The organism is Bradyrhizobium sp. Leaf396 (assembly GCF_001424605.1).
Lineage (GTDB): Bacteria > Pseudomonadota > Alphaproteobacteria > Rhizobiales > Xanthobacteraceae > Bradyrhizobium > Bradyrhizobium japonicum_C.
In genome coordinates this window covers 83,598-102,842 of the sequence record NZ_LMQJ01000002.1, presented here as the reverse complement: position 1 = coordinate 102,842, position 19,245 = coordinate 83,598, and the positions used below count along the sequence as shown (strand labels likewise).

Below are 19,245 nucleotides of genomic sequence, written 5' to 3'. Positions count from 1 at the left end.
TGAATCCGTGGGCCATCCGGGCCACCTTGTGCGGCCCTGACAGCTTTGGTCATATCGGCTGGATGATCCGGCTTGGTCGGGGTCTTCGGTGCCGTGGCGCGCGTCCCGCCGCCCGGCCTTCTCAACGCTGTGTTTTCCTTGGGGATCGGGCGAGTAGTGCAATGAAGGTTACGGTCGAACGCGCGCAACTGTTGAAGTCGCTGGGCCATGTCCACCGCGTGGTCGAGCGCCGCAACACGATCCCGATCCTCGGCAACGTGCTGGTGCGCGCCGAGAACGCGAAACTGTCGCTGAAGGCGACCGACCTCGACCTCGAGGTGACGGAGACGCTGCCGGCGGAAACCGCGACGGCCGGCTCCACCACCGTGCCGGCGCACATGTTCTACGACATCGTGCGCAAGCTGCCCGACGGATCCCAGATCGTGCTGGAGGCGGACGGCGACCGCGCGGTGCTGGCGATCCGTGCCGGCCGCTCGCGCTTCACCCTGCAGACGCTGCCAGAGAACGATTTCCCGGACCTGGCCGCCGGCGACATGTCGCATTCGTTCTCGCTCGCCGCCAAGGACGTCAAGCGGCTGATCGACCGTACCCAGTTCGCGATCTCGACCGAGGAGACGCGCTACTACCTCAACGGCATCTATCTGCACGCCGCCGGCACGCCCAAGGCCGCAACCCTGCGCGGCGTCGCGACCGATGGTCACCGCCTCGCCCAGCTCGACCTGGTGCAGCCCAAGGGCGCCGAGGGCATGCCCGGCGTGATCGTGCCGCGCAAGACCGTCGGCGAGGTGCAGCGCCTGATCGAGGACACCGAGGCAGAGATGACGATCGAGCTGTCGCAGGCCAAGATCCGCTTCACGATCGGCAACGTCGTGCTGACCTCGAAACTGATCGACGGCACCTTCCCCGATTACGGCCGCGTCATCCCGCAGAACAACGACAAGGAGCTCGTCGTCGACAAGAAGGATTTCGAGAACGCGGTCGATCGCGTCTCGACCATCTCCAGCGAGCGCGGCCGCGCGGTGAAGCTGTCGCTGTCGGCCGGCAAGCTGGTGCTGTCGGTGACCAACCCGGATTCAGGCAGCGCGACCGAAGAGCTCGAGGTCGAATACGCCTCCGACGCCCTCGATATCGGCTTCAACTCCCGCTACCTGCTCGACATCGCCGCCCAGATCGAAGGCGACGTGGCCGTCCTGAAGCTCGCCGACCCCGGCTCGCCGACCCTGGTGCAAGACCGCGACGACAAGAGCGCGCTCTACGTGCTGATGCCGATGCGGGTGTGAGGGGCGTGGTCCCTTCCCGGCGGAGACTGCCTTTAGAATCGAACGCGATGCTCGTTGATGCGCCCTCTCCCCCTGCGGGAGAGGGCATCTCCGCTATCGGCCAAGACATCACTCGGGTGAGGGGTCCTCTCGCCCCCCCCCCCGCCGCCGCTTCGCGTCGGCACCCTCTCCCGCAAGGGGAGAGGGTGAAGGCACCGCGCCCCAACACCTTTCAGAATGAACACCCGATGCCGAATGACCCGCATCATCGGCCGATTGCCAATCATCTTCGCCAGTTCGCGAAGAACATGCGGCACGAGCCTACGGACGCGGAAGCGGCTATGTGGCGATTGCTGAGGGATCGCCGGCTATCGGCTTACAAATTCCGCCGACAGGTCCCGATCGAGAACTACATCCTCGATTTCGTCTGCTTCGAGAAACGCCTCGTGATCGAGATCGACGGCAGTCAGCACGCGGATCGCAGCGCGACGCAGTTCGAGACGCAGCACTTTCCGCTGAAGGTTTCTCAATCGCCCGCTACTGGAACAATGACGTGCTGCAACAGCCCGCTTCTGTGTTGGAGGATCTCCTTGCAAAGCTCGGCGCGCGGTAAGATACCCCTCACCCGTCGCCTCACTTCGTGAGGCGCCACCCTCTCCCACAAGGGGAGAGGGGAAGAATCGCGTTCATGATAAAGAACTGATGACCCCCTCCCGCATTCATCGCCTGACGCTGACGCATTTTCGCAATTATCGGGCGGCGGGGCTCGAGACGGCGGCTGACATGGTGGCGCTGGTCGGGCCGAACGGGGCGGGCAAGACCAATTGCATCGAGGCGATCTCGTTCCTGTCGCCGGGACGCGGCTTGCGGCGGGCGACGCTGGAAGACGTCGCCGACAATCAGGGCGACGGCTCCTGGGCTGTCTCCGCGCAAGTCGAGGGCGCGCTGGGGCTCGCGACGCTCGGCACCGGCATCGACGCCCCGCGCGCCGATACCGCGGTCAGCCGGCGCTGCCGCATCGACCGCGAGCCGGTAGGTTCCGCCAGCGCCTTCGGCGACCATATCCGCATGGTCTGGCTGACGCCCGCGATGGACGGGCTGTTCATGGGGGCTGCGTCGGAACGGCGGCGCTTCTTCGACCGCCTGGTGCTCGCGATCGACAGCGAGCATTCCAGCCGGATCAACGCACTCGAGCGTTCCCTGCGTTCGCGCAACCGCCTGCTCGAGACACGCAATTACGACGACCATTGGTGCGGCGCGATCGAGCGCGAGACCGCCGAGCTTGCGGTCGCGGTCGCGGCAACGCGCGGCCAGACTGCTGCGCGTCTCACCGGCATGCTCAACGCGCGCGCGCAACAATCCGCCTTCCCATCTGCCCAGATCGCGCTCGACGGCTGGATGGAGAACGCGCTGCTGACGGAGACCGCGACCTCGGTCGAGGACCGCTACCGCCAGATCCTGCGCGACAATCGCCCGCGCGATGCGATTGCCGGCCGCACCACCGACGGTCCGCATCTCACCGACCTCCAGGTCGTCTATGCGCCGAAGGGCATGCCGGCGCGCGATGCCTCCACCGGCGAGCAGAAGGCGCTGCTGATCGGCCTCGTGCTGGCGCATGCGACGTTGGTGGCGGAAATGACCGGCATCGTGCCGCTGCTGCTTCTCGACGAGGTGGTCGCGCATCTCGATCCGAGCCGCCGTGCCGCGCTGTTCGATGAGCTGAAGAAGCTCGGCGCGCAGGTGTGGCTGACCGGTGCGGACCCTGTCGCCTTCGCCGAGATTGGCGCGGGCGGCGAAGTGTTTGACGTCGAGAGCGGACGAGTCTCGGCCCGCAGATAGGCCCTTGCGTTGAACCCGCTTGTTGACGGCCGCGACTAGCTGGTTGAGGCCGCGAGCAGCGGTCATCGCGCTGGATGTCGGACAGCGCGACATCCTTGGAGCATGAGCATGGCGGCGGTGGGGCGTGGAGCGCAAGCTCCGGCACGATGGCAACTTGTTGCGTGCGGCCTTGCGCTCCTCGCAAGCTGCCTGCTTGCGGCCAGCGCCGGCGCCTTCGTGTCGAATCTGCCGCCGCTGTTTTCGGCCGCGCTCACGCGCGATCCCGATGCCAGGTTGCCCGCGCCGACCCGCTACAGCTATCGAGGGATCCACACCACGGTGATACCCGGCATCGAAGCTCCGCTCCGGACCAGGCTCGAAGCCCGCGTGCCCGCAACGCTCGGTGACGTCCTCGCCTTCTACCGTGCCGAGCTTGGAAAGCTCGGCTGGCAGGAGCAGCAGGACGTCGCATGGGTCGGCACCGATCATGCGCGTCTCGCCTTCGTCTCTCCGATCGGGCCGGCGGCGCTGGAGCTTGCGCGCAAGGACGGCGGCACGGCGGTGCAGCTCGTGCAGAAGAATTCGGAGGTCGCGACGCGCGCGAACGTGCTGCCCGAGCCCGGCCGGGCCAAGCTGGTGTTCAGCAATATCGGCGAAAAGGAAGCCGTGCTCACGATCGACGAACGATCCATCTCGCGCCAGGCCGGCGCCAACGCCGTCGCGCTGGACCTGCCGCCCGGCAGATACGCCTACGGCGTGAGCGTGCCCGGCCGCCCAGCCAGCACGAACATGCTTGACGTCGCAGCCGGCGATACCTGGGAGCTCACGGTCGGGCGCGACGGCGAGCCGTGGCCGCCGCTCCAGCTGTATTGAGCCTGAGCCGCGCTTCTGTCCACGCCCGGCGCTGGCCGGACGCCCCTTTTGAACCTCTCCGGTTCCCGCCGCGACTTTTCGTCTGAGGCCGCGCGCCGCGGCGCCGCAGCCCGCCAATGCGCAGGGCATGACCCGCGCGAACATCCAGGAGTTTCGACGATGCCGATGATCCGGCGCGGGACGCAAGTCCCGGCAAGATGGCTGCTGCTTGCCTGCGGCATTCTCGCGATGGCGGGCGCATCAGGTCCCGCGCGCGGGGCCGACGAAGGCATCGTCGACGTCCATAAGCTGCCGCGGCTCGAAGGCGCAACGGAAGACACTTCGCGCGCCGATCCCCATCGCGTGGTCTATTCCGTACCGACCGCCGTGACCGTTACGTCCGACGCGGCCAGGAAGCTGCTGAGCGCCGAGGGCTGGGTGCCCTATGTCTATTCGCTGGACGAGAAAAGCACATCGCTGAGCTTCAAGAAGGGACGGCAGGGGCTGCGCGTCTCCTTCACGCAGACGCGCGGCCGTCCCGATCAGTCCGCCGTGTCCTACACGCCGAACCGGATCTATTCCAACGTGCCGTTTCCGGACGGTGCGACCGAACTCGTGTTCGACGAGACGCGGCCCTATCTCGGCTGCATCGCGCCCGGCACGCTCGATGCGACAGCGGCCTTCTTCACCAGGGAGATGGCGACAATCGGCTGGCGCAAGCTGACGCTAGAAGCGGCGGCACGCTGGCCGAATGCGGATCTCGGCGAGACAGTGCCGAACGGGGTGCGCGTCTTCTACGAGCATCCCGGCGGCGACACGACGCAATTCTACAAGCAGAAGCCGGTGATGCTGACACTGACGCGGCGCGAGGACGGTCGCACCAATGTCGAAATCCGGGTGGCGCCGTTTGCGTTGCCCGAGGTGCTCGAGGCCGATGACGACATGGCCGGCCTGCCGCGACCCAAGCCGACCAGATCTGCGAGGGGACTTGGCAGCACGAACTCCAACAAGCGCGAGATGTCGGCCGCAGCGATGGCCGAGCTGCCCGCCGTGCTCGCCTTCTATCGCCGTGAGCTCGCGGCGCGCGGCTGGCAGGAGGACGGCAACGCCCCGCTCGCGTCCGGCGACGAGGTCGCGGTCAGGATCTCCTCGGCGGAGGAAACCGGCATGCTACGGCTTGGCCGCAAGTATGATTTCACCATGATCAACGTGACCGCCCAGGTGAAGGAATCAGCGCTCGCCGCCCGCGCCAGGGCCAAGAAGGAGGCCGACGCGAGATTCCTCGGCGATGCCTTGAGTGCGGCCCAGCAGCTCATCGCCGCCGACGAGAGCAGGCGCAAGGCACAATCCGCTTCCCTGTCGGATGCGCCTCTCAATGCACTATCCGACAGCAAGACGCCGGTGCCGCTGCCCGAGAACGCCGAAAGCGTGAACTTCGAGGGCGGCAACGGCCGGCTGGAGTTCTCCTCGGCTTCGAGCGTGAAGGCACTCAGCACCTTCTATCGCTCGGCGTTGAAGAGCTCGGGCTGGAAGGAGCAGCCCTCGGTCATCAACCAGCCCAACATGGCGGTGATGGCTTTCTCCAAGGGCGGCAAGTCGATCTCGATGACCGTGATGCAGATGGGCCCGAAGGTGAATGTCCGTGCCGACGGATCGGGCCTGGTGACCGAAGCGGCCAAAGCTGCGAGCAGCGCCGAGGCGCAGGCCAAGCCCTCCGAGCCCCTCAAGCCCGACTCCGAATCACCACTTCCAGTACCGACGCAGCGTTCGTCGAAATCGCTTGGGACTTCGAAGATTCCGGGCAGCGATGCGCCGCTCCGCCGCGAGCTGACCGCCAGCGTCCCGGCGCCGCTCGACGACGTCCTTGCCTTCTACCGTGCAGAACTGTCCAAGCTGGGCTGGCAGGAAAAGACCAACGGCGCGGCCGCGTCTGCAGAGCATGCGCAGATCGAGTTCACCTCGCCGCAAGGCCCGGCCGTGCTCAAGCTTGGCCGCGCCAAGGGCGAGACCACGGTCACTCTGGTGCAGAAGAACGCGGATGCTGCGGCCAAGGCCGACATGATGCCAAAGCCGGGCCAGGCCAGGCTCATGTTCGGAAATATGGGACCGAAAGAGGCGTCGCTGACGATCAACAGGCAGACTGTGAAGATCGCGGCCGGCGCCGGCGGCCCGCAATCGCCGAAGGGGCCGATCCTCGACCTGCCGCCAGGCAAGTACCAGTACGCCCTGCGCGTGGACGGGCACCCGGCCCGCACCGAGACCCTCGCCGTGGCCGCCGGCGAGGCCTGGGGCCTCATGGTCGGGCCGAGCGGAGACGTGCTGCCGCTTCAGATGTATTGAGCCGCGACCAACAACGTGCACTCCCTCACCCGCCGGCGGGCGAGGGAGCGGGGTCCGAAGCAGCTCCCCAGGCACTTCGGAACCTGCCTTTCCGCCGCGCTGAATCCACGTTTTTCGACGCCTCGGGCGAGCCGTCGAATCGCGCTTTTTGCAGCGCCCAGAAACGGCTTTCCAAAGCCTTGAAAACCGGCCTAAAACTCCTATCTGATCAAGGGGTTGCGGGCGGATACTTTACGCTAGGCGCAATCCACCTTTCGTGGCACAACAGCCCTGCAAATCAGCGCCTTTTGCGCCGCTGATTCGGGCGACATCTCGAAGGCCTCTCATGACAGAACCTGCTCGGCAGCCGCTTGCCGAAAACGAGCCCTCCACCGCGAGCGAATACGGCGCGGAATCGATCCGCGTGCTCAAGGGTCTCGACGCCGTCCGCAAGCGCCCGGGCATGTATATCGGTGACACCGACGACGGCTCGGGCCTGCACCACATGGTCTACGAAGTCGTAGACAACGCCATCGACGAAGCGCTCGCGGGCCATGCCACGCGCGTCGACGTCATCCTCAACGCCGACAATTCCGTCACCGTGCGCGACGATGGCCGCGGCATTCCCGTCGACATCCACAAGGGCGAAGGCATCTCGGCGGCCGAGGTCATCATGACCCAGCTGCATGCCGGCGGAAAGTTCGACCAGAACTCCTACAAGGTCTCCGGCGGCCTGCACGGCGTCGGCGTCTCCGTGGTCAACGCGCTGTCGAGCAAGCTGATGCTTCGCATCTGGCGCGACAACAAGGAACACTACATCGAGTTCGCCCACGGCGATTCCGTGGCGCCGCTGAAGGTGGTCGGCGATGCCCCGGGCAAGCGCGGCACCGAGGTGACGTTCCTGGCCTCGACGGAAACCTTCAAGAACATCGAGTATGATTTTGCCACGCTCGAGCACCGGCTGCGCGAGCTCGCCTTCCTCAATTCCGGGGTCCACATCGCCCTCTCCGACATGCGGCATGCGGTCGAGAAGCGCGAGGAGATGCACTATTCCGGCGGCGTCGAGGAGTTCGTCAAATATCTCGACCGCAACAAGAGCCCGATCGTGCCGGCGCCGATCATGGTGCGCGCGGAAGCCAACGGCATCGGGGTCGAGGCCGCGCTGTGGTGGAACGACAGCTACCACGAGAACGTGCTGTGCTTCACCAACAACATCCCGCAGCGGGACGGCGGCACGCATCTGGCCGGTTTCCGCGGCGCGCTGACGCGCCAGGTCAACGGCTATGCCGAGGCCAACGCCAAGAAGGAAAAGATCGCGCTGACCGGCGACGACTGCCGCGAAGGCCTCACGGCCGTTCTCTCGGTGAAGGTGCCCGATCCGAAGTTCTCGTCGCAGACCAAGGACAAGCTGGTGTCCTCGGAAGTGCGCCCCGTGGTCGAGAACGTCCTCAACGAAGCGCTGCAGGCGTGGTTCGAGGAGCACCCCTCCGAAGCCAAGATGATCGTCGGCAAGGTGATCCAGGCGGCGGCGGCCCGCGAAGCTGCGCGAAAAGCACGCGAGCTGACGCGCAAGAGTCCGCTGTCGGTCTCCTCGCTGCCCGGCAAGCTCGCCGACTGCCAGGAAAAGGATCCCGCCAAGTCCGAACTGTTCATCGTCGAGGGCGACTCGGCGGGCGGCAGCGCCAAGCAGGGCCGCAATCGCGAATTCCAGGCGGTGCTGCCGCTGCGCGGCAAGATCCTCAACGTCGAGCGCGTCCGTCCCGACAAGATGCTGTCGTCGGAACAGATCGGCACGCTGATCACCGCGCTGGGTACCGGCATCAGCGACGAGTTCTCGATCGAGAAGCTGCGCTATCACAAGATCATCGTGATGACGGACGCCGATGTCGACGGCGCCCACATCCGCACGCTGCTGCTCACCTTCTTCTACCGGCAGATGCGCGACATCATCGACGGCGGCTATCTCTATATCGCCCAACCGCCGCTCTATAAGGTCTCACGCGGCAAGTCCGAGCAATATCTGAAGGACGAGCGGGCGCTGGAGGATTATCTGATCGACGCCGGCCTCGACGACTGCGTCTTCATTCCCGGCACGGGTGGCGATCGCACCGGCCGCGACCTGCGGGCGCTGGTCGACGATGCCCGCGTGGTCCGCAGCATCTTGCGCAACCTGCACAGCCGCTACAATCGCAAGGTCATCGAGCAGGCCGCCATCACCGGTGTGCTGAACAAGGCGATCTACGGCGACCCCGAAAAGGCTGCGGCTGCGGCGCAATACATCGCGAGCCGGCTGGACAACCAGGCCGAGGAGGTCGAGCGCGGCTGGGTCGGACAGTATGCCGAGGGCCAGGGCTTCCAGTTCGAGCGTACCGTGCGCGGCGTCAAGGAAGCCGCTATTATCGACGATGCCTTCCTTGGATCCGCGGAGGCGCGCAAGCTCGACGAGTACACCGTCAAGCTCCAGGACGTGTATGCCCGCCCCGGCAAGCTGCGGCGCAAGGATGTCGAGCACATGGTCTACGGACCGGCCGATCTGTTCGAAGCCGTCACCGACGCGGGCCGCAAGGGCATCACGTTGCAGCGCTATAAAGGCCTCGGCGAGATGAACCCGGAGCAGCTCTGGGAGACGACGTTGGACACCGAGGCGCGCTCGCTCCTGCAGGTGAAGGTCAAGGAGGTCGACCAGGCCGACGACATCTTTACCAAGCTGATGGGCGACGTGGTCGAGCCGCGCCGCGACTTCATCCAGGAACACTCGCTGAGCGCGACGATCGATATCTGAGGCCGGATGGACTTGGGTCTGATCTGCTAGCCAAGCACTCGCTGCAACCTCTCCTCGGCTTGCCGGAGAGGTCGACACGCTCGCAGAGCGTGGCGGGTGAGGGCTTTCTCCTGTAGGGGATTGTCCCGTTGCGGAGACACCCTCCCCCGCAAGCGGGGGAGGGAGCGCACCAGCTTCATGCGGCACCGCCCTGAACCTCCCCACCCGCCATCGCGACGAAGTGGCATGAACCCGTTGGCCTATTCCGGCCGGGAAGCCTCACGTCATGATCGCCTCTGCGACGCCCAGTTCCGCTGCGCCATCACGCCGCCTCGGCATCATCGGCAGCATTGTCGGCGTGCTCGCGCTTATGGCGGCGGTGCTGCCGCACTGGGTCGTGCCGATCGTGTTCCCGCCGCCCCCGGCGGACAAGGTGATCGTCGACACCGGGTACCGCATCAAGGACCGCATCGTCGCAAAGGTGAAGGGCGTGGATTACCAGGCTCCCAGGTCCGACAAATCGCCTGGACGAAGCTGGAGTGAAATCGCGTCGGTCACCGCGATCTCGCTCGGCCTGCTCGCCATCCTACTTTCGGTGCTCTCGCTGATCTTCCGGGAAGAACGGCTTCTCGCCGCCGTCGCCGCCGCGCTCGGCACCGGCGCCATCGCGATCGAAATCTCCTTCTTCATGATCGGCGCGCTGATCCTGATCGCGCTCCTCTATGTGATCGGGAATATCATCGGGCTGTTTTGAGGGCCGCCTGCCACAAGCTCGCGGCCTCATCCTGAGGGGACCGCGAAAGCGTGCGTCTCGAAGGGATGGCCGCGGGGAGCCTGCATCGTTCGCGGCGCGCGTTCCGCCCTCCTCACCAAAGGATCAGTAGCCTCGCCTGGGCTCGCGAACAGGCCACGAACCACCGCCCGCTCCAATTGCTCCCGCGCTCGATTCTCTGTAGTTTCCGCCCGAATAGCCGCCCAGCAACAGGACAGCGAGAACCACGTGGCGCCCATCCAATACATCGTCGAGGGCGGTCACCGGCTCTCGGGCTCGATCGAACCGTCCGGCAACAAGAATTCGGCGCTGCCGATCATCGCCGCCGCGCTGCTCACGGAGCATCCGGTCACGCTGGAGAACGTGCCGCGCATCCGCGACACCGAGACGCTGGTCGAGCTGGTCCGCTCGGTCGGTGCGTCGGCGGAATGGAGTGCCCGCAATACGCTGCAGATCCATGCCAAGAGCATCCGCGCGGCCGACCTCGACCCAGAGCTGTGCGTGCGCATCCGCGCCTCCATCCTGCTCGCAGGCCCCCTGCTCGCGCGCTGCGGCGAGGTGATGCTGCCGCCGCCCGGCGGCGACGTCATCGGCCGTCGCCGATTGGATACGCATGTGCTGGCACTGGAGCAGCTGGGGGCAAAGGTCACCGCGACCGACCGGCTCGAATTCCGCGCGCCCAAGCTTGCGGGAGCCGACGTGTTCCTGGACGAGCCGAGCGTCACCGCAACCGAGAATGCACTGGTCGCGGCGGTCGCCGCCGACGGCGTCACCTATTTGCGCAACGCGGCCTCCGAACCGCATGTGCAGGACCTTGCCAATTTCCTGGTCGCGCTCGGCGCCAGAATCGAAGGCATCGGCACCAACACCATGATCGTGCACGGGCCGGCGACGCTGGGAGAGGCGACCTACAGGATTCAGCCCGATCACATCGAGGTCGGCTCGCTGATCGGACTCGCCGCCGTGACGCGATCGCCGCTGCGCATCACGCGCGCCGGCGTCGAGCATCTGCGCTCGATCCGAATGGGTTTCGAGCGGCTCGGCATCATCTGCCGCGTCGAAGGCGACGACCTCATCGTGCCCTCGAACCAGACGCTGAAGATTCAGGACGATTTCGGCGGCCATGTGCCGAAGCTCGAGGACCAGCCCTGGCCGGCCTTCCCGGCCGATCTGATGTCGATCGCGATCGTCACCGCCACGCAATGCGAGGGGGTGATCCTGATGTTCGAGAAGATGTTCGAATCCAGGATGTTCTTCGTCGACAAGCTGATCGCGATGGGCGCGCGGATCGTGCTGTGCGACCCGCACCGCGCCATCATCGCCGGGCCGAGCCGCCTGCACGGCGCGACCATGACCTCGCCGGACATCCGCGCCGGCATGGCGATGCTGCTCGCGGCGGTCTGCGCCGAGGGCACCTCGACCATCAACAACGCCGACCAGATCGAGCGCGGCTATGAGCGCATCGAGGAGCGGCTGAACGCGCTTGGTGCGAAGATCAAGCGCGTGCCGGCACGGACTTAGCCCATCCTATTTCGGCGGGCGTGCATCGAGGGCCTGTTTGCAGGCTGCCGACAAGCCGCCGTAATTGTCGCTGAGGCATTTGCGAATGCGGCCGCCACCGGGCATCGTTCCCGCGCAGAGGCGCGAATAATCCGCCTTGCAGGCCTGCTTCGCTTCGTTCCGTGCGTCCTCCGCGGAAGCTTGCGAGAGGAACAGCACGAGAAGGGCGATCAAGCTCGCGGCCGCGAGAGCCGCACGCACATAGACGGCCGTACGCCGCGAGAAGCTCACTACCGTCCCGCTTGCCGTCCTGCCAAATCGTTGCACCATATCATCTCCACCAATTCGCAGACATCGATGTAGGTGATACGTCTGGACGGACCGAATCCCTCGTTCACTCTGCGCGGCTCAGCGAAAATAGCCGCCGACGAGTTGGCGGCGTCCTTTCGGTGAAATTCGTTCCAGCATTTCGACGAAGGTTGCGACGACGAGGTCGCCTATCTTCACCCGCTTGTCGCGGGCATCCTTCACGGCCGCTTCCAGTTCCGCCTTGTCCAGGTTCGTCTGTGCCGCCGTCTTCATGGCCTTGATCAGCGCGAGCCGGTATTCGGACTGCAGCGGCAGCAGCTCGGCCTCCTTGCCGCGATAGATGCTCCACAGGATCTCTGCGTCTTCTGCCGGCAATCTCTCGGCGACACGCTCGATCATGCGGATCGGCACGCCCGCGCCGGGCCTGAAGCCGCCGGGCAGCAGCCATTGCACCGAGACATAGGTGAAAAGGACGACGTTGGCGCACAGCGACAGCAGCATGAGCGCACGCCAGGGAGTGGACCATTCTCGCCAGAACTTCATGGCACCGATCCATAGCCGATTGCGTAGACGTCGAAGACGCCGCTCATGACGGACAAGACGTCCGACGGCGCGTGGGCATAGGGCATCGCTCCCGCCAGCCACACGCCCACCATCACCGAGCAGGCGAGACTTGCGGCGGGAACGAGCGCCGGCCAGCGCAACAGGCGCTGATGCCATGCCGGCCGACGCTGCGGCGGGACGGCGGCGAGCCTCTGCAGGACAAGAAAGCTCGAACGGTCCGCCCGCGTCGTCTCGATCTCCGGGGCGACAGCGAGCAGGCGGTCGAGGCGCTCCTGCTCAGCCAGCACGGCGGCGCCTTCCGCGCTCGCCGCAAATCGCCGCGCGGCCTCGCGCGTTGCCGCCGGCCAGCGCTCGACGTCGCCTCCCCATGTCTCGGCCAATTCCCTGAACTGATCGGGCGTCATGCGTAGCTCCCCGTGTCCTGTATTTTTCGAACATTTGCCTTCAGCGCCAGGCGGGCGCGGCCCAGCAGCGATTCGAACGCCTTGGCGCTGAGATTCATCGCCTTCGCCGCCTCCTCGCCGCTCAGCCCCTCCATGTGGAAGAGCGCGATCGCGCCGCGCTGCCGGTCCGACAGGCCGGCCATCGCGCGGTTGAGAAGGCTGAGCTCCTCGTCGGCGATCAGCCGCTCGACGGCATGCGGCCCGGTGTCAGGTACCTCGCCGGCCTCTTCGAGAGGCTCAAACGTTCGGCGCCGCGTGCGGTCGAAGGTCAGGTTGAGGACGATGCGGTAGAGCCAGGTCGTGAATTTCGCGACCTTCGGATCGAACGAGGCCGCGTTGGTCCAGACACGCATGAACGCCTCCTGGCCGATGTCATCGGCCTCGGCCGGATCGCGAACGATCCGCTCCGCGACCCGCAGCGCGCGGGGCATGTGACGCCGCATCAGGATGCGAAACGCGTGCTGCCGCTGCGCCGAAACCTCCGACATCAAGGTCTCGTCCGATGGTTCTTCCATCATCTCGATCTGGTGCCTTGGACTGCGGCCATGATGGCTATGCGGTACGAGCCGGTCCCGGTCATGAGGATATGCCGCATCTCCGGAATGCGGCACCGCCTCAATTGCATCATCCGCGGCAACAAGTCGCGACAACGGGTCAAAAGCGCCAGTAGACGCCTGCTCGAACGGTATGGGTATCGAGCCTGGACGCGCGTTCGGTGAAACTGACGGCTCCAACCGTCTGGCTTCCGAGGGTTCTTGAGCCGTAATTGTCATAGAGATATTCGAGCCGGGCGGACGCGTTCGGTGCGAAGCGGAATTCACTGCCTGCTCCGATCGACCAGCCGACACGGGTATCGGTCCAGTTGGCGACCGCCCCGCTCGCATTGTCGAACGCTTTGCTTTCGACCCCCGCAACGGCGAGGCCCCCGCTGGCAAACAGCATCGTCCGGCCGAAGGCGTAGCCGACGCGTCCACGCAGATGGCTATTCCAATTGACCGCGGACTGAAGCTGGGTGACGGAAGGGGTCGGGGCAAAGCCGGTGTCGACCGTCGCCCGCGCATCGACAAAGTTCACGTCGCCCTCGATACCGGCGACGATACGGCCCCATTGCGCGGAGAAGCCTGCCGTTGCACCTACGGTCGCCCCCTTGGGATCGACGAAGTGAAATTCCCCGGTGGCGGGAAACGAGGTCTCAGTGCGGCCCGACAGGTAGCCGGCCTGCACGCCGAGATAGGGCCCCGCCCAGCTCAAGAGGGCCGCAGATGCGGCCTGGGCTTGCGGGGGCGGCGATGCGGGCAACCTCAGGTCGGCCGCTGCAGCGGCGCCGGCGCCCGTGAGGGCAGACCCGATGAGCAGCGCGGCGAACGTCATTCTGAATCTCGTTGTCATGCTCGGCTTCCCCCATGTGAGACCGGCGCCGGACGCGCACATGAGGAATACGGTCCAAGCCGAACTTTCCTTCGCCTGCGCACGCACTTTTTTTGGCAAGACCCGCCCTCACGCTTCTTTGCCGTTACTTCGCCGATCGAGGCTGCTATGGCCTTGCCATGACTGAACTTCTGGACACCGAACAGCCGGGCCACGCACGCTCGGATGCACCGCCGAACCATCTCGCCGAGGAGTTGGCCGAGACGCTGCGCCTCGCCGTGCCGTTGATGCTGACGCAGCTCGGGCAGATCGCAATGATCACCACCGACCTGGCGATGATCGGCCGGCTCGGCGAGGACGCCGTGGCCGCTGCGGCGCTGGCCCATACGGTCTATTTCGTCAGCTTCACCTTCGGGCTCGGATTGACGTCCGCGGTGTCCCCGCTGGCCGCGCAGGCGTTCGGTGCCGGCGACGTCAGGCTGATCCGCCGCTCCTTGCGCGTCGGCCTGTGGGTTGCGCTCCTGATCTCGCTGCCGATGATGGCCTCGCCGCTCTACGGCGAGCAGATCCTGCTCGCGCTCGGCCAGGCGCCGCAATCGGCGGCGCTGGCGCAGCGCTACCTGAACGGCCTCGCCTGGGGCGTCGCGCCGGCGCTCGGCTTCATCGCGCTGCGCGGCATGATGAGCGCGGTGAACCGGCCACAGGCGCCCCTATGGATCACCGTGGCGGCGATCCCGATCAATGCCGCGCTGGTCTATGCCCTGATCCACGGCCTGTTCGGCCTGCCGGAGCTCGGGCTGTTCGGCGCAGGACTCGCGACCACGCTGGTCAATCTCGGCACCTTCCTCGCCGCGCTCGCGATCGCGGCGCTGCGCGAGCCGTTTGCGGATTACCATCCGCTCGCGCGCCTGTGGCGGATCGACTGGCCCTTGATGCGCCAGCTCATTGCGATCGGCGCGCCGATCTCGTTCTCGCTGCTGCTGGAATACGGCCTGTTCTCCTCGGCGGCGCTGCTGATGGGATTGATCTCGACCACTGCGATTGCCGCGCACCAGATCGCGCTCCAGGTCACGGCGGTGCTGTTCATGGTGCCGCTCGGCATCGGCATGGCAGCGACGGTGCGGGTTGGCCATGCCTTCGGCCGCAATGATCCGGCGGCAGTGAAGCGCGCGGGGCTGGTCGCTGCCGTGCTCGGCCTCGCGCTGGTCTCAGCGCTGACCATCGCCATCATAATCGGCCGCTACCAGCTCGGCCGGCTGTTTTTCGGCGGCGGCGCCGAAAGCGCGGCGACGGTCGAACTGACCGGGACTCTGCTGCTGGTCGGCGCCAGCTTCTTCATCGCCGACGGCCTCCAGACCATCATGGGCGGCGCGCTGCGCGGCATCAACGACACCAGGATGACATTGCTGTTCGCGGCGATCGGCTATTGGTGCATCGCCTTTCCGATCGGCTGGGTGCTGGCGTTCCACACAAGGTTGGGCGCGATCGGTGTCTGGATCGGATTCTCGGTCGGTACGTTCGTCTATGCCGGTCTCCTGATCTTGCGCTTCCGGATGCTCGCGCGCAGATTGGCGGCATGAACGGGACAGTTCGCGAAATCACTCCCAATGTCGATGTCGAAACGGTGCTGGCAGGCGCGCAGTTCATCGACGCGTTTCGCGTGGAGATCGGCGCGGCGGCGCTCGATGCCCGCGAAGCCTGCACCAGGATGGTGCTCCACGGGCCGCGCTGGACCGACGCGCTGCTGCGCCTGCGCAACATTCTGGTGAAACCGTTCGGACTGAGGACATCGGGCGAAGGCGCTCCGGCGCCGCACGGGTTGATCGGCCTGTTTCCGGTGCTCAGCGAAACGCCCGAACGGCTGGTCGCTGGTTTCAACGACTACCATCTCGATTTTCGCATCGTGGTCGATGTCGCAGGCTCGGCGGCGGACCGCGAGGTGACGTCAACCACGCTGGTGCGCACGCACAATCTGCTCGGCCGCACCTATCTCATGCTGATCATGCCCTTCCACAAGCTCGTGGTCCGCAGCATGATGGGGCGGATTGTGGAGCCAGCACGATGACCCTCGCCGTCGACCTCTTCTTCTCCTTCCGCAGCCCCTACAGCTATCTGGCGCTGCCCAAGACGCAAAAACTCGTCGAAGACTACGATCTGGCCGTGAACCTGCGGCCGGTCTATCCGCTCGCGGTGCGCGTGCCCGGCTTTTTCAAGAAGGCCAACCCGCAGTTTGCGCGCTACGTCGTTCGCGATTCCATCCGCGTGGCGGAATACGAGGGCATCCCGTTCCGTTTTCCGCGGCCCGATCCGATCGTGCAGGACATGACGACGCTGGAGGTCGCGGCCGAGCAGCCCTACATCCACCGCCTGACGCGGCTGGGTGCCATGGCGCAGCTCGAAGGCCGCTCGCTCGCATTCACCTGCGCGATCGCCCGCGTGCTTTGGGACGGCTCGGTCGCCGGATGGAACGAAGGCGATCATCTCGCGCGGGCGGCCGAGAAAGCCGGCTTCGATCTCGCCGCAATGGATGCGGCGATCACAGCCGACCCGGATCGCTACGAGCAGGTGATCGCTGAGAACGAGACGGACCACGCGGCGTCAGGCCATTGGGGCGTGCCGACCTTCGTATTCGAGAACGAGCCGTTCTTCGGCCAGGACCGCGTCGATCTCCTGGTCTGGCGCATGCAGAGCAAGGGCCTGACGCGGCGGTAAGACCGCCGACCTGAACCCAAGTCTTCGAGCCGACGACTGAGACGAGGCGCCCCGCACCAATACCGGCGGCGCGTCCGGAGGTCGCATGCATCTGGCAAAATTCTTCCATCGCGCACCGGGCGACGACGATCGCGAGCTGATGCTGATCCCGGGCAGCGAGCCCATGGTGATCGGCATCCGCATGAACCGGGACGACGAACCCGGATCGGATCAATATCTGCGCGAGGAATTTCCGGACATTGCCGAGGCCGCCGCAGCCTTCCGTCGCCATGCCGCCGAACTGGTAGCGCACGGTTACGTCGAGACCCACCACACGCGTTATACGTTGCGCAATCTCCTGCCCGATCCGCAGGCAAAGCCGGACTGGCAAAAAGGACTCGACGAGCTGATGATGCTGGCGCTCAGCGGCCCACTCGCGGAGCAGGCAAAGCAACTCGACCTGCTCAAGGGCACGCCGGCCGAGCACGAGCCGCTGTATCTCTGGCACGCCGCACGCCGCGATTACGCTGCCGGAGACGACCCGGCCGGGGCGGTGCGCCTTGCTGAACAGGCACACAATGAAATCCGCGCGCGGCGCGCATCCGGACAGCCGCACTATGCGTGGTCCATCTCCGAGAACGACCTCGAGGAGCGCATTCTCGAGCTGCTGTGCGACGCCTATCTCTATGCCGACGATGCAGATGCGGCGCTGAAGACCGCCGAGCACCTGTGCAGGACCGCCCCGAACCATGAACACATCCTCAAGCGCGCGGAGATTGTCTGCGGATATTTCCCCGAGCGGCGGGAAGAAGCCTTAGACGATGCCTATCAATGGTCGCGCTTCGGCGGCTACGAGGACATCATTGCGTTTCCCGGCTATGCTGAGTACGAAAGCCGGCGCAAGGCGGGATCGGCCAGGAGCTGGCGCTGGAGGCCCGGCACGCCAGCGAGCGAAGCCGATGTGAGTGCTGCGCAGCGGGCCCTCGGAGTCAGACTGCCCGATGATTATCGCGACTTCCTGCTGACCCGCGGCGAGACGGAGCTGCTGGTGCGGCTGCCCGAGTCCTCCTCCGAGCTTCGCTTCTATGGACCGGATGAGCTTGCCACGCAGCATCGAAGCCTGCTCGATTTCATCGCCTATTCCGAGGAAGTGCTCGAGGAAGCCTGCGCCCATTTTCGCAAGCAATACGGCGTGTCGCTAAAGCACCTGGTGCCGATTGCGGAACCATCGCAGCTCAGCCGTTGTCTCCTCCTCCATGTCGAGCCCGGAACGCGCTATGGTCAGTGTTTTCAATGGGACCATGACGGGGCGTGGGAACTGGAGCAACCTCAGCCAAGCTTCGATGCCGCATTGAACGCGCTGACCGAGGGCATAGAGCGGCGCGATGCGACGCAGCTCGCGTTCTTCGATCTGTAACACCATTCAGTCTGCAATGCGCGCGGACTTGCTCGCCGCCTCTGACCATTCGCCGACGACACGATCGAGATCGCACAGATTCTGGTGCATCTGCTCCAGGGAGAAACCGAGTGCGAAGAAGCGCTCGGCGGTGTCGCCTGGATAGCCGCGAATCAGGCCGTCCTGCCGCACGGACGCGACCGCTTCGGCGTAGTGCTGGAGCGCGACGTGGACCGGATGGATCGGCGGCGCGCCTGCGCCTTCGCGCAAGGCCGAGGCGGCCGAACGCAGGAAACGGGCGATCACCGTCGAGACCTCCGTCAACGGGCCGGCCAGCCGCGTCTGCACCTCGATCGGCAGCGGCACCACCGTGGCCCGGCCGATCATCACGACGTCATGGCGCAGCCGCAGGATCGTGCGCAGCAAGGGGCCGGTGTCCGGGCCGCTCGACAGATGCGCGGCGCGCTCGCGCTCGGCTTCGGAGCCGATCGCGTTGAGATCGACCATCGCAGTGCCGATCCCGTCCTGAATCCGGTGCAGCGCATCGTTGTCACGGCCGCGCGTCAGGCCCGCAAGCAGCTCGGTGAAAGCGTCGGCGATCAATTCAAGCAGCTTGGCCGCGCTGGCGCGGATCTGCCGCACCGCGCGCGAGGGCAGCACCAGGAAGGACACCAGCAATCCCGTGACCGCCCCGACCGCGACCTCACTCACCCGATCGATCGCCGAGGCCAGGGGATCGGAATGGTGCATGGTCGGAACCAGCAGCACGATCACCGCGGTCACCGTGGCGGCACTGAGGCTCGGATTGATCGCGGCGATGAACGCAAGCGGGGCGACCGAGAGGACCAGGAGCCCCAACAGGCCCGCTTCGCTGGAATAGGGTATCAGGATCGCGATGGCACCGCCGTAAACGGCGCCGCCGATCGTGCCCAGCATGTAGTCGCGCGTCGCCTTGAGCGAGCGGCCGACACTCATCTGCGTCACGATCAGCGAGGTCAGCACCGCCCAGAGCGGCAGCAAGAGGTGCAGCGCGGTGGCGATCGCGTAGGCGGCGGTCGCCGCCACCGTGACCCGGATCGCGAGCCCCAGCTGCGTCCTTCGCGCCCGGATCCTGTCGAACAGCTGTCCTGCGAGTGCCATCGTCAACGTCCCGATCCGGTCGAAGCTGCCAGGAGCATAGCTGATGCCCGCGG

Annotated in this window: 17 protein-coding genes and 1 pseudogene; 12 read left to right on the top strand and 6 right to left on the bottom strand. The window is 65.9% G+C overall.

Annotation, left to right across the window (positions count from 1 at the left end; translation table 11 throughout):
• Positions 1 to 161: 161 nt before the first annotated feature.
• The 8 genes and pseudogenes from dnaN (at position 162) to murA (ending at position 11,302) form a co-directional block, all read left to right on the top strand.
• Positions 162 to 1,280, top strand: coding sequence for a DNA polymerase III subunit beta (dnaN, locus tag ASG57_RS02890; RefSeq protein WP_024338508.1), 1,119 nt, complete (start codon positions 162 to 164; stop codon positions 1,278 to 1,280).
• Positions 1,281 to 1,507: 227 nt separating this feature from the next.
• Positions 1,508 to 1,872, top strand: a pseudogene (locus ASG57_RS02885) (endonuclease domain-containing protein).
• A gap of 89 nt (positions 1,873 to 1,961) precedes the next feature.
• Positions 1,962 to 3,098, top strand: coding sequence for a DNA replication/repair protein RecF (gene recF / locus ASG57_RS02880; RefSeq protein WP_057195649.1), 1,137 nt, complete (start codon positions 1,962 to 1,964; stop codon positions 3,096 to 3,098).
• A 108-nt stretch (positions 3,099 to 3,206) separates the two neighbouring features.
• Positions 3,207 to 3,950, top strand: coding sequence for a hypothetical protein (locus tag ASG57_RS02875; protein WP_057195648.1), 744 nt, complete (start codon positions 3,207 to 3,209; stop codon positions 3,948 to 3,950).
• 159 nt (positions 3,951 to 4,109) lie between these two features.
• Positions 4,110 to 6,269 (top strand): hypothetical protein, encoded by a 2,160-nt coding sequence (locus tag ASG57_RS02870; RefSeq protein ID WP_057195647.1) that lies wholly within the window; start codon positions 4,110 to 4,112, stop codon positions 6,267 to 6,269.
• Positions 6,270 to 6,594: 325 nt separating this feature from the next.
• A complete protein-coding gene (gene gyrB, locus ASG57_RS02865; protein WP_024338513.1) occupies positions 6,595 to 9,030 on the top strand; it encodes a DNA topoisomerase (ATP-hydrolyzing) subunit B in 2,436 nt (811 codons plus the stop codon).
• A 265-nt stretch (positions 9,031 to 9,295) separates the two neighbouring features.
• On the top strand, positions 9,296 to 9,763 hold the full coding sequence (gene yidI, locus ASG57_RS02860) for an inner membrane protein YidI (RefSeq protein WP_057195646.1): 468 nt from the start codon (positions 9,296 to 9,298) through the stop codon (positions 9,761 to 9,763).
• Between the two features lie 246 nt (positions 9,764 to 10,009).
• Positions 10,010 to 11,302: a UDP-N-acetylglucosamine 1-carboxyvinyltransferase gene (murA, locus tag ASG57_RS02855; protein WP_057195645.1), complete on the top strand. Its 1,293-nt coding sequence runs from the start codon at positions 10,010 to 10,012 to the stop codon at positions 11,300 to 11,302.
• Between the two features lie 6 nt (positions 11,303 to 11,308).
• Here murA and ASG57_RS02850 read toward each other — a convergent pair whose 3' ends face one another.
• From ASG57_RS02850 to ASG57_RS02830, 5 genes are all read right to left on the bottom strand, one after another.
• Positions 11,309 to 11,611 (bottom strand): hypothetical protein, encoded by a 303-nt coding sequence (locus tag ASG57_RS02850; RefSeq protein ID WP_057195644.1) that lies wholly within the window; start codon positions 11,609 to 11,611, stop codon positions 11,309 to 11,311.
• 78 nt (positions 11,612 to 11,689) lie between these two features.
• Complete coding sequence (locus tag ASG57_RS02845; protein ID WP_057195643.1) at positions 11,690 to 12,133, bottom strand: periplasmic heavy metal sensor; 444 nt, start codon at positions 12,131 to 12,133, stop codon at positions 11,690 to 11,692.
• On the bottom strand, positions 12,130 to 12,558 hold the full coding sequence (locus ASG57_RS02840) for a hypothetical protein (protein ID WP_057195642.1): 429 nt from the start codon (positions 12,556 to 12,558) through the stop codon (positions 12,130 to 12,132). Before ASG57_RS02840 ends, ASG57_RS02845 begins: the two co-directional genes overlap by 4 nt.
• Entirely contained in the window at positions 12,555 to 13,370 is an 816-nt protein-coding gene (locus ASG57_RS02835; RefSeq protein ID WP_283806168.1) for an RNA polymerase sigma factor, read from the bottom strand. Before ASG57_RS02835 ends, ASG57_RS02840 begins: the two co-directional genes overlap by 4 nt.
• On the bottom strand, positions 13,252 to 13,986 hold the full coding sequence (locus ASG57_RS02830; RefSeq protein ID WP_162250032.1) for an outer membrane protein: 735 nt from the start codon (positions 13,984 to 13,986) through the stop codon (positions 13,252 to 13,254). The genes ASG57_RS02835 and ASG57_RS02830 overlap by 119 nt, the downstream gene beginning before the upstream one ends.
• A gap of 158 nt (positions 13,987 to 14,144) precedes the next feature.
• On the opposite strand from ASG57_RS02830, the gene ASG57_RS02825 reads away from it, so the two are divergent.
• The 4 genes from ASG57_RS02825 (at position 14,145) to ASG57_RS02810 (ending at position 18,073) form a co-directional block, all read left to right on the top strand.
• Positions 14,145 to 15,545, top strand: coding sequence for an MATE family efflux transporter (locus tag ASG57_RS02825; protein ID WP_057195639.1), 1,401 nt, complete (start codon positions 14,145 to 14,147; stop codon positions 15,543 to 15,545).
• Positions 15,542 to 16,030: a DUF2867 domain-containing protein gene (locus ASG57_RS02820; RefSeq protein ID WP_057195638.1), complete on the top strand. Its 489-nt coding sequence runs from the start codon at positions 15,542 to 15,544 to the stop codon at positions 16,028 to 16,030. The genes ASG57_RS02825 and ASG57_RS02820 overlap by 4 nt, the downstream gene beginning before the upstream one ends.
• The gene (locus ASG57_RS02815) at positions 16,027 to 16,677 is read left to right on the top strand and encodes a 2-hydroxychromene-2-carboxylate isomerase (protein ID WP_057195637.1); all 651 of its coding nucleotides are present in this window, start codon (positions 16,027 to 16,029) and stop codon (positions 16,675 to 16,677) included. Before ASG57_RS02820 ends, ASG57_RS02815 begins: the two co-directional genes overlap by 4 nt.
• 85 nt (positions 16,678 to 16,762) lie before the next feature.
• The gene (locus tag ASG57_RS02810) at positions 16,763 to 18,073 is read left to right on the top strand and encodes an SMI1/KNR4 family protein (RefSeq protein ID WP_024338524.1); all 1,311 of its coding nucleotides are present in this window, start codon (positions 16,763 to 16,765) and stop codon (positions 18,071 to 18,073) included.
• A gap of 6 nt (positions 18,074 to 18,079) precedes the next feature.
• On the opposite strand, the gene ASG57_RS02805 is transcribed toward ASG57_RS02810, so the two are convergent.
• Positions 18,080 to 19,192: an FUSC family protein gene (locus ASG57_RS02805; RefSeq protein WP_024338525.1), complete on the bottom strand. Its 1,113-nt coding sequence runs from the start codon at positions 19,190 to 19,192 to the stop codon at positions 18,080 to 18,082.
• Between the last annotated feature and the right edge of the window lie 53 nt (positions 19,193 to 19,245).

Bases quoted from the DNA above. Each gene is read 5' to 3' on its own strand.
- dnaN (WP_024338508.1), top strand. From the start codon at position 162: ATGAAGGTTACGGTCGAACGCGCGCAACTGTTGAAGTCGCTGGGCCAT.
- recF (WP_057195649.1), top strand. From the start codon at position 1,962: ATGACCCCCTCCCGCATTCATCGCCTGACGCTGACGCATTTTCGCAAT.
- ASG57_RS02875 (WP_057195648.1), top strand. From the start codon at position 3,207: ATGGCGGCGGTGGGGCGTGGAGCGCAAGCTCCGGCACGATGGCAACTT.
- ASG57_RS02870 (WP_057195647.1), top strand. From the start codon at position 4,110: ATGCCGATGATCCGGCGCGGGACGCAAGTCCCGGCAAGATGGCTGCTG.
- gyrB (WP_024338513.1), top strand. From the start codon at position 6,595: ATGACAGAACCTGCTCGGCAGCCGCTTGCCGAAAACGAGCCCTCCACC.
- yidI (WP_057195646.1), top strand. From the start codon at position 9,296: ATGATCGCCTCTGCGACGCCCAGTTCCGCTGCGCCATCACGCCGCCTC.
- ASG57_RS02850 (WP_057195644.1), bottom strand. From the start codon at position 11,611: ATGGTGCAACGATTTGGCAGGACGGCAAGCGGGACGGTAGTGAGCTTC.
- ASG57_RS02845 (WP_057195643.1), bottom strand. From the start codon at position 12,133: ATGAAGTTCTGGCGAGAATGGTCCACTCCCTGGCGTGCGCTCATGCTG.
- ASG57_RS02840 (WP_057195642.1), bottom strand. From the start codon at position 12,558: ATGACGCCCGATCAGTTCAGGGAATTGGCCGAGACATGGGGAGGCGAC.
- ASG57_RS02835 (WP_283806168.1), bottom strand. From the start codon at position 13,370: ATGACAATTACGGCTCAAGAACCCTCGGAAGCCAGACGGTTGGAGCCG.
- ASG57_RS02830 (WP_162250032.1), bottom strand. From the start codon at position 13,986: ATGACAACGAGATTCAGAATGACGTTCGCCGCGCTGCTCATCGGGTCT.
- ASG57_RS02825 (WP_057195639.1), top strand. From the start codon at position 14,145: ATGACTGAACTTCTGGACACCGAACAGCCGGGCCACGCACGCTCGGAT.
- ASG57_RS02820 (WP_057195638.1), top strand. From the start codon at position 15,542: ATGAACGGGACAGTTCGCGAAATCACTCCCAATGTCGATGTCGAAACG.
- ASG57_RS02815 (WP_057195637.1), top strand. From the start codon at position 16,027: ATGACCCTCGCCGTCGACCTCTTCTTCTCCTTCCGCAGCCCCTACAGC.
- ASG57_RS02810 (WP_024338524.1), top strand. From the start codon at position 16,763: ATGCATCTGGCAAAATTCTTCCATCGCGCACCGGGCGACGACGATCGC.
- ASG57_RS02805 (WP_024338525.1), bottom strand. From the start codon at position 19,192: ATGGCACTCGCAGGACAGCTGTTCGACAGGATCCGGGCGCGAAGGACG.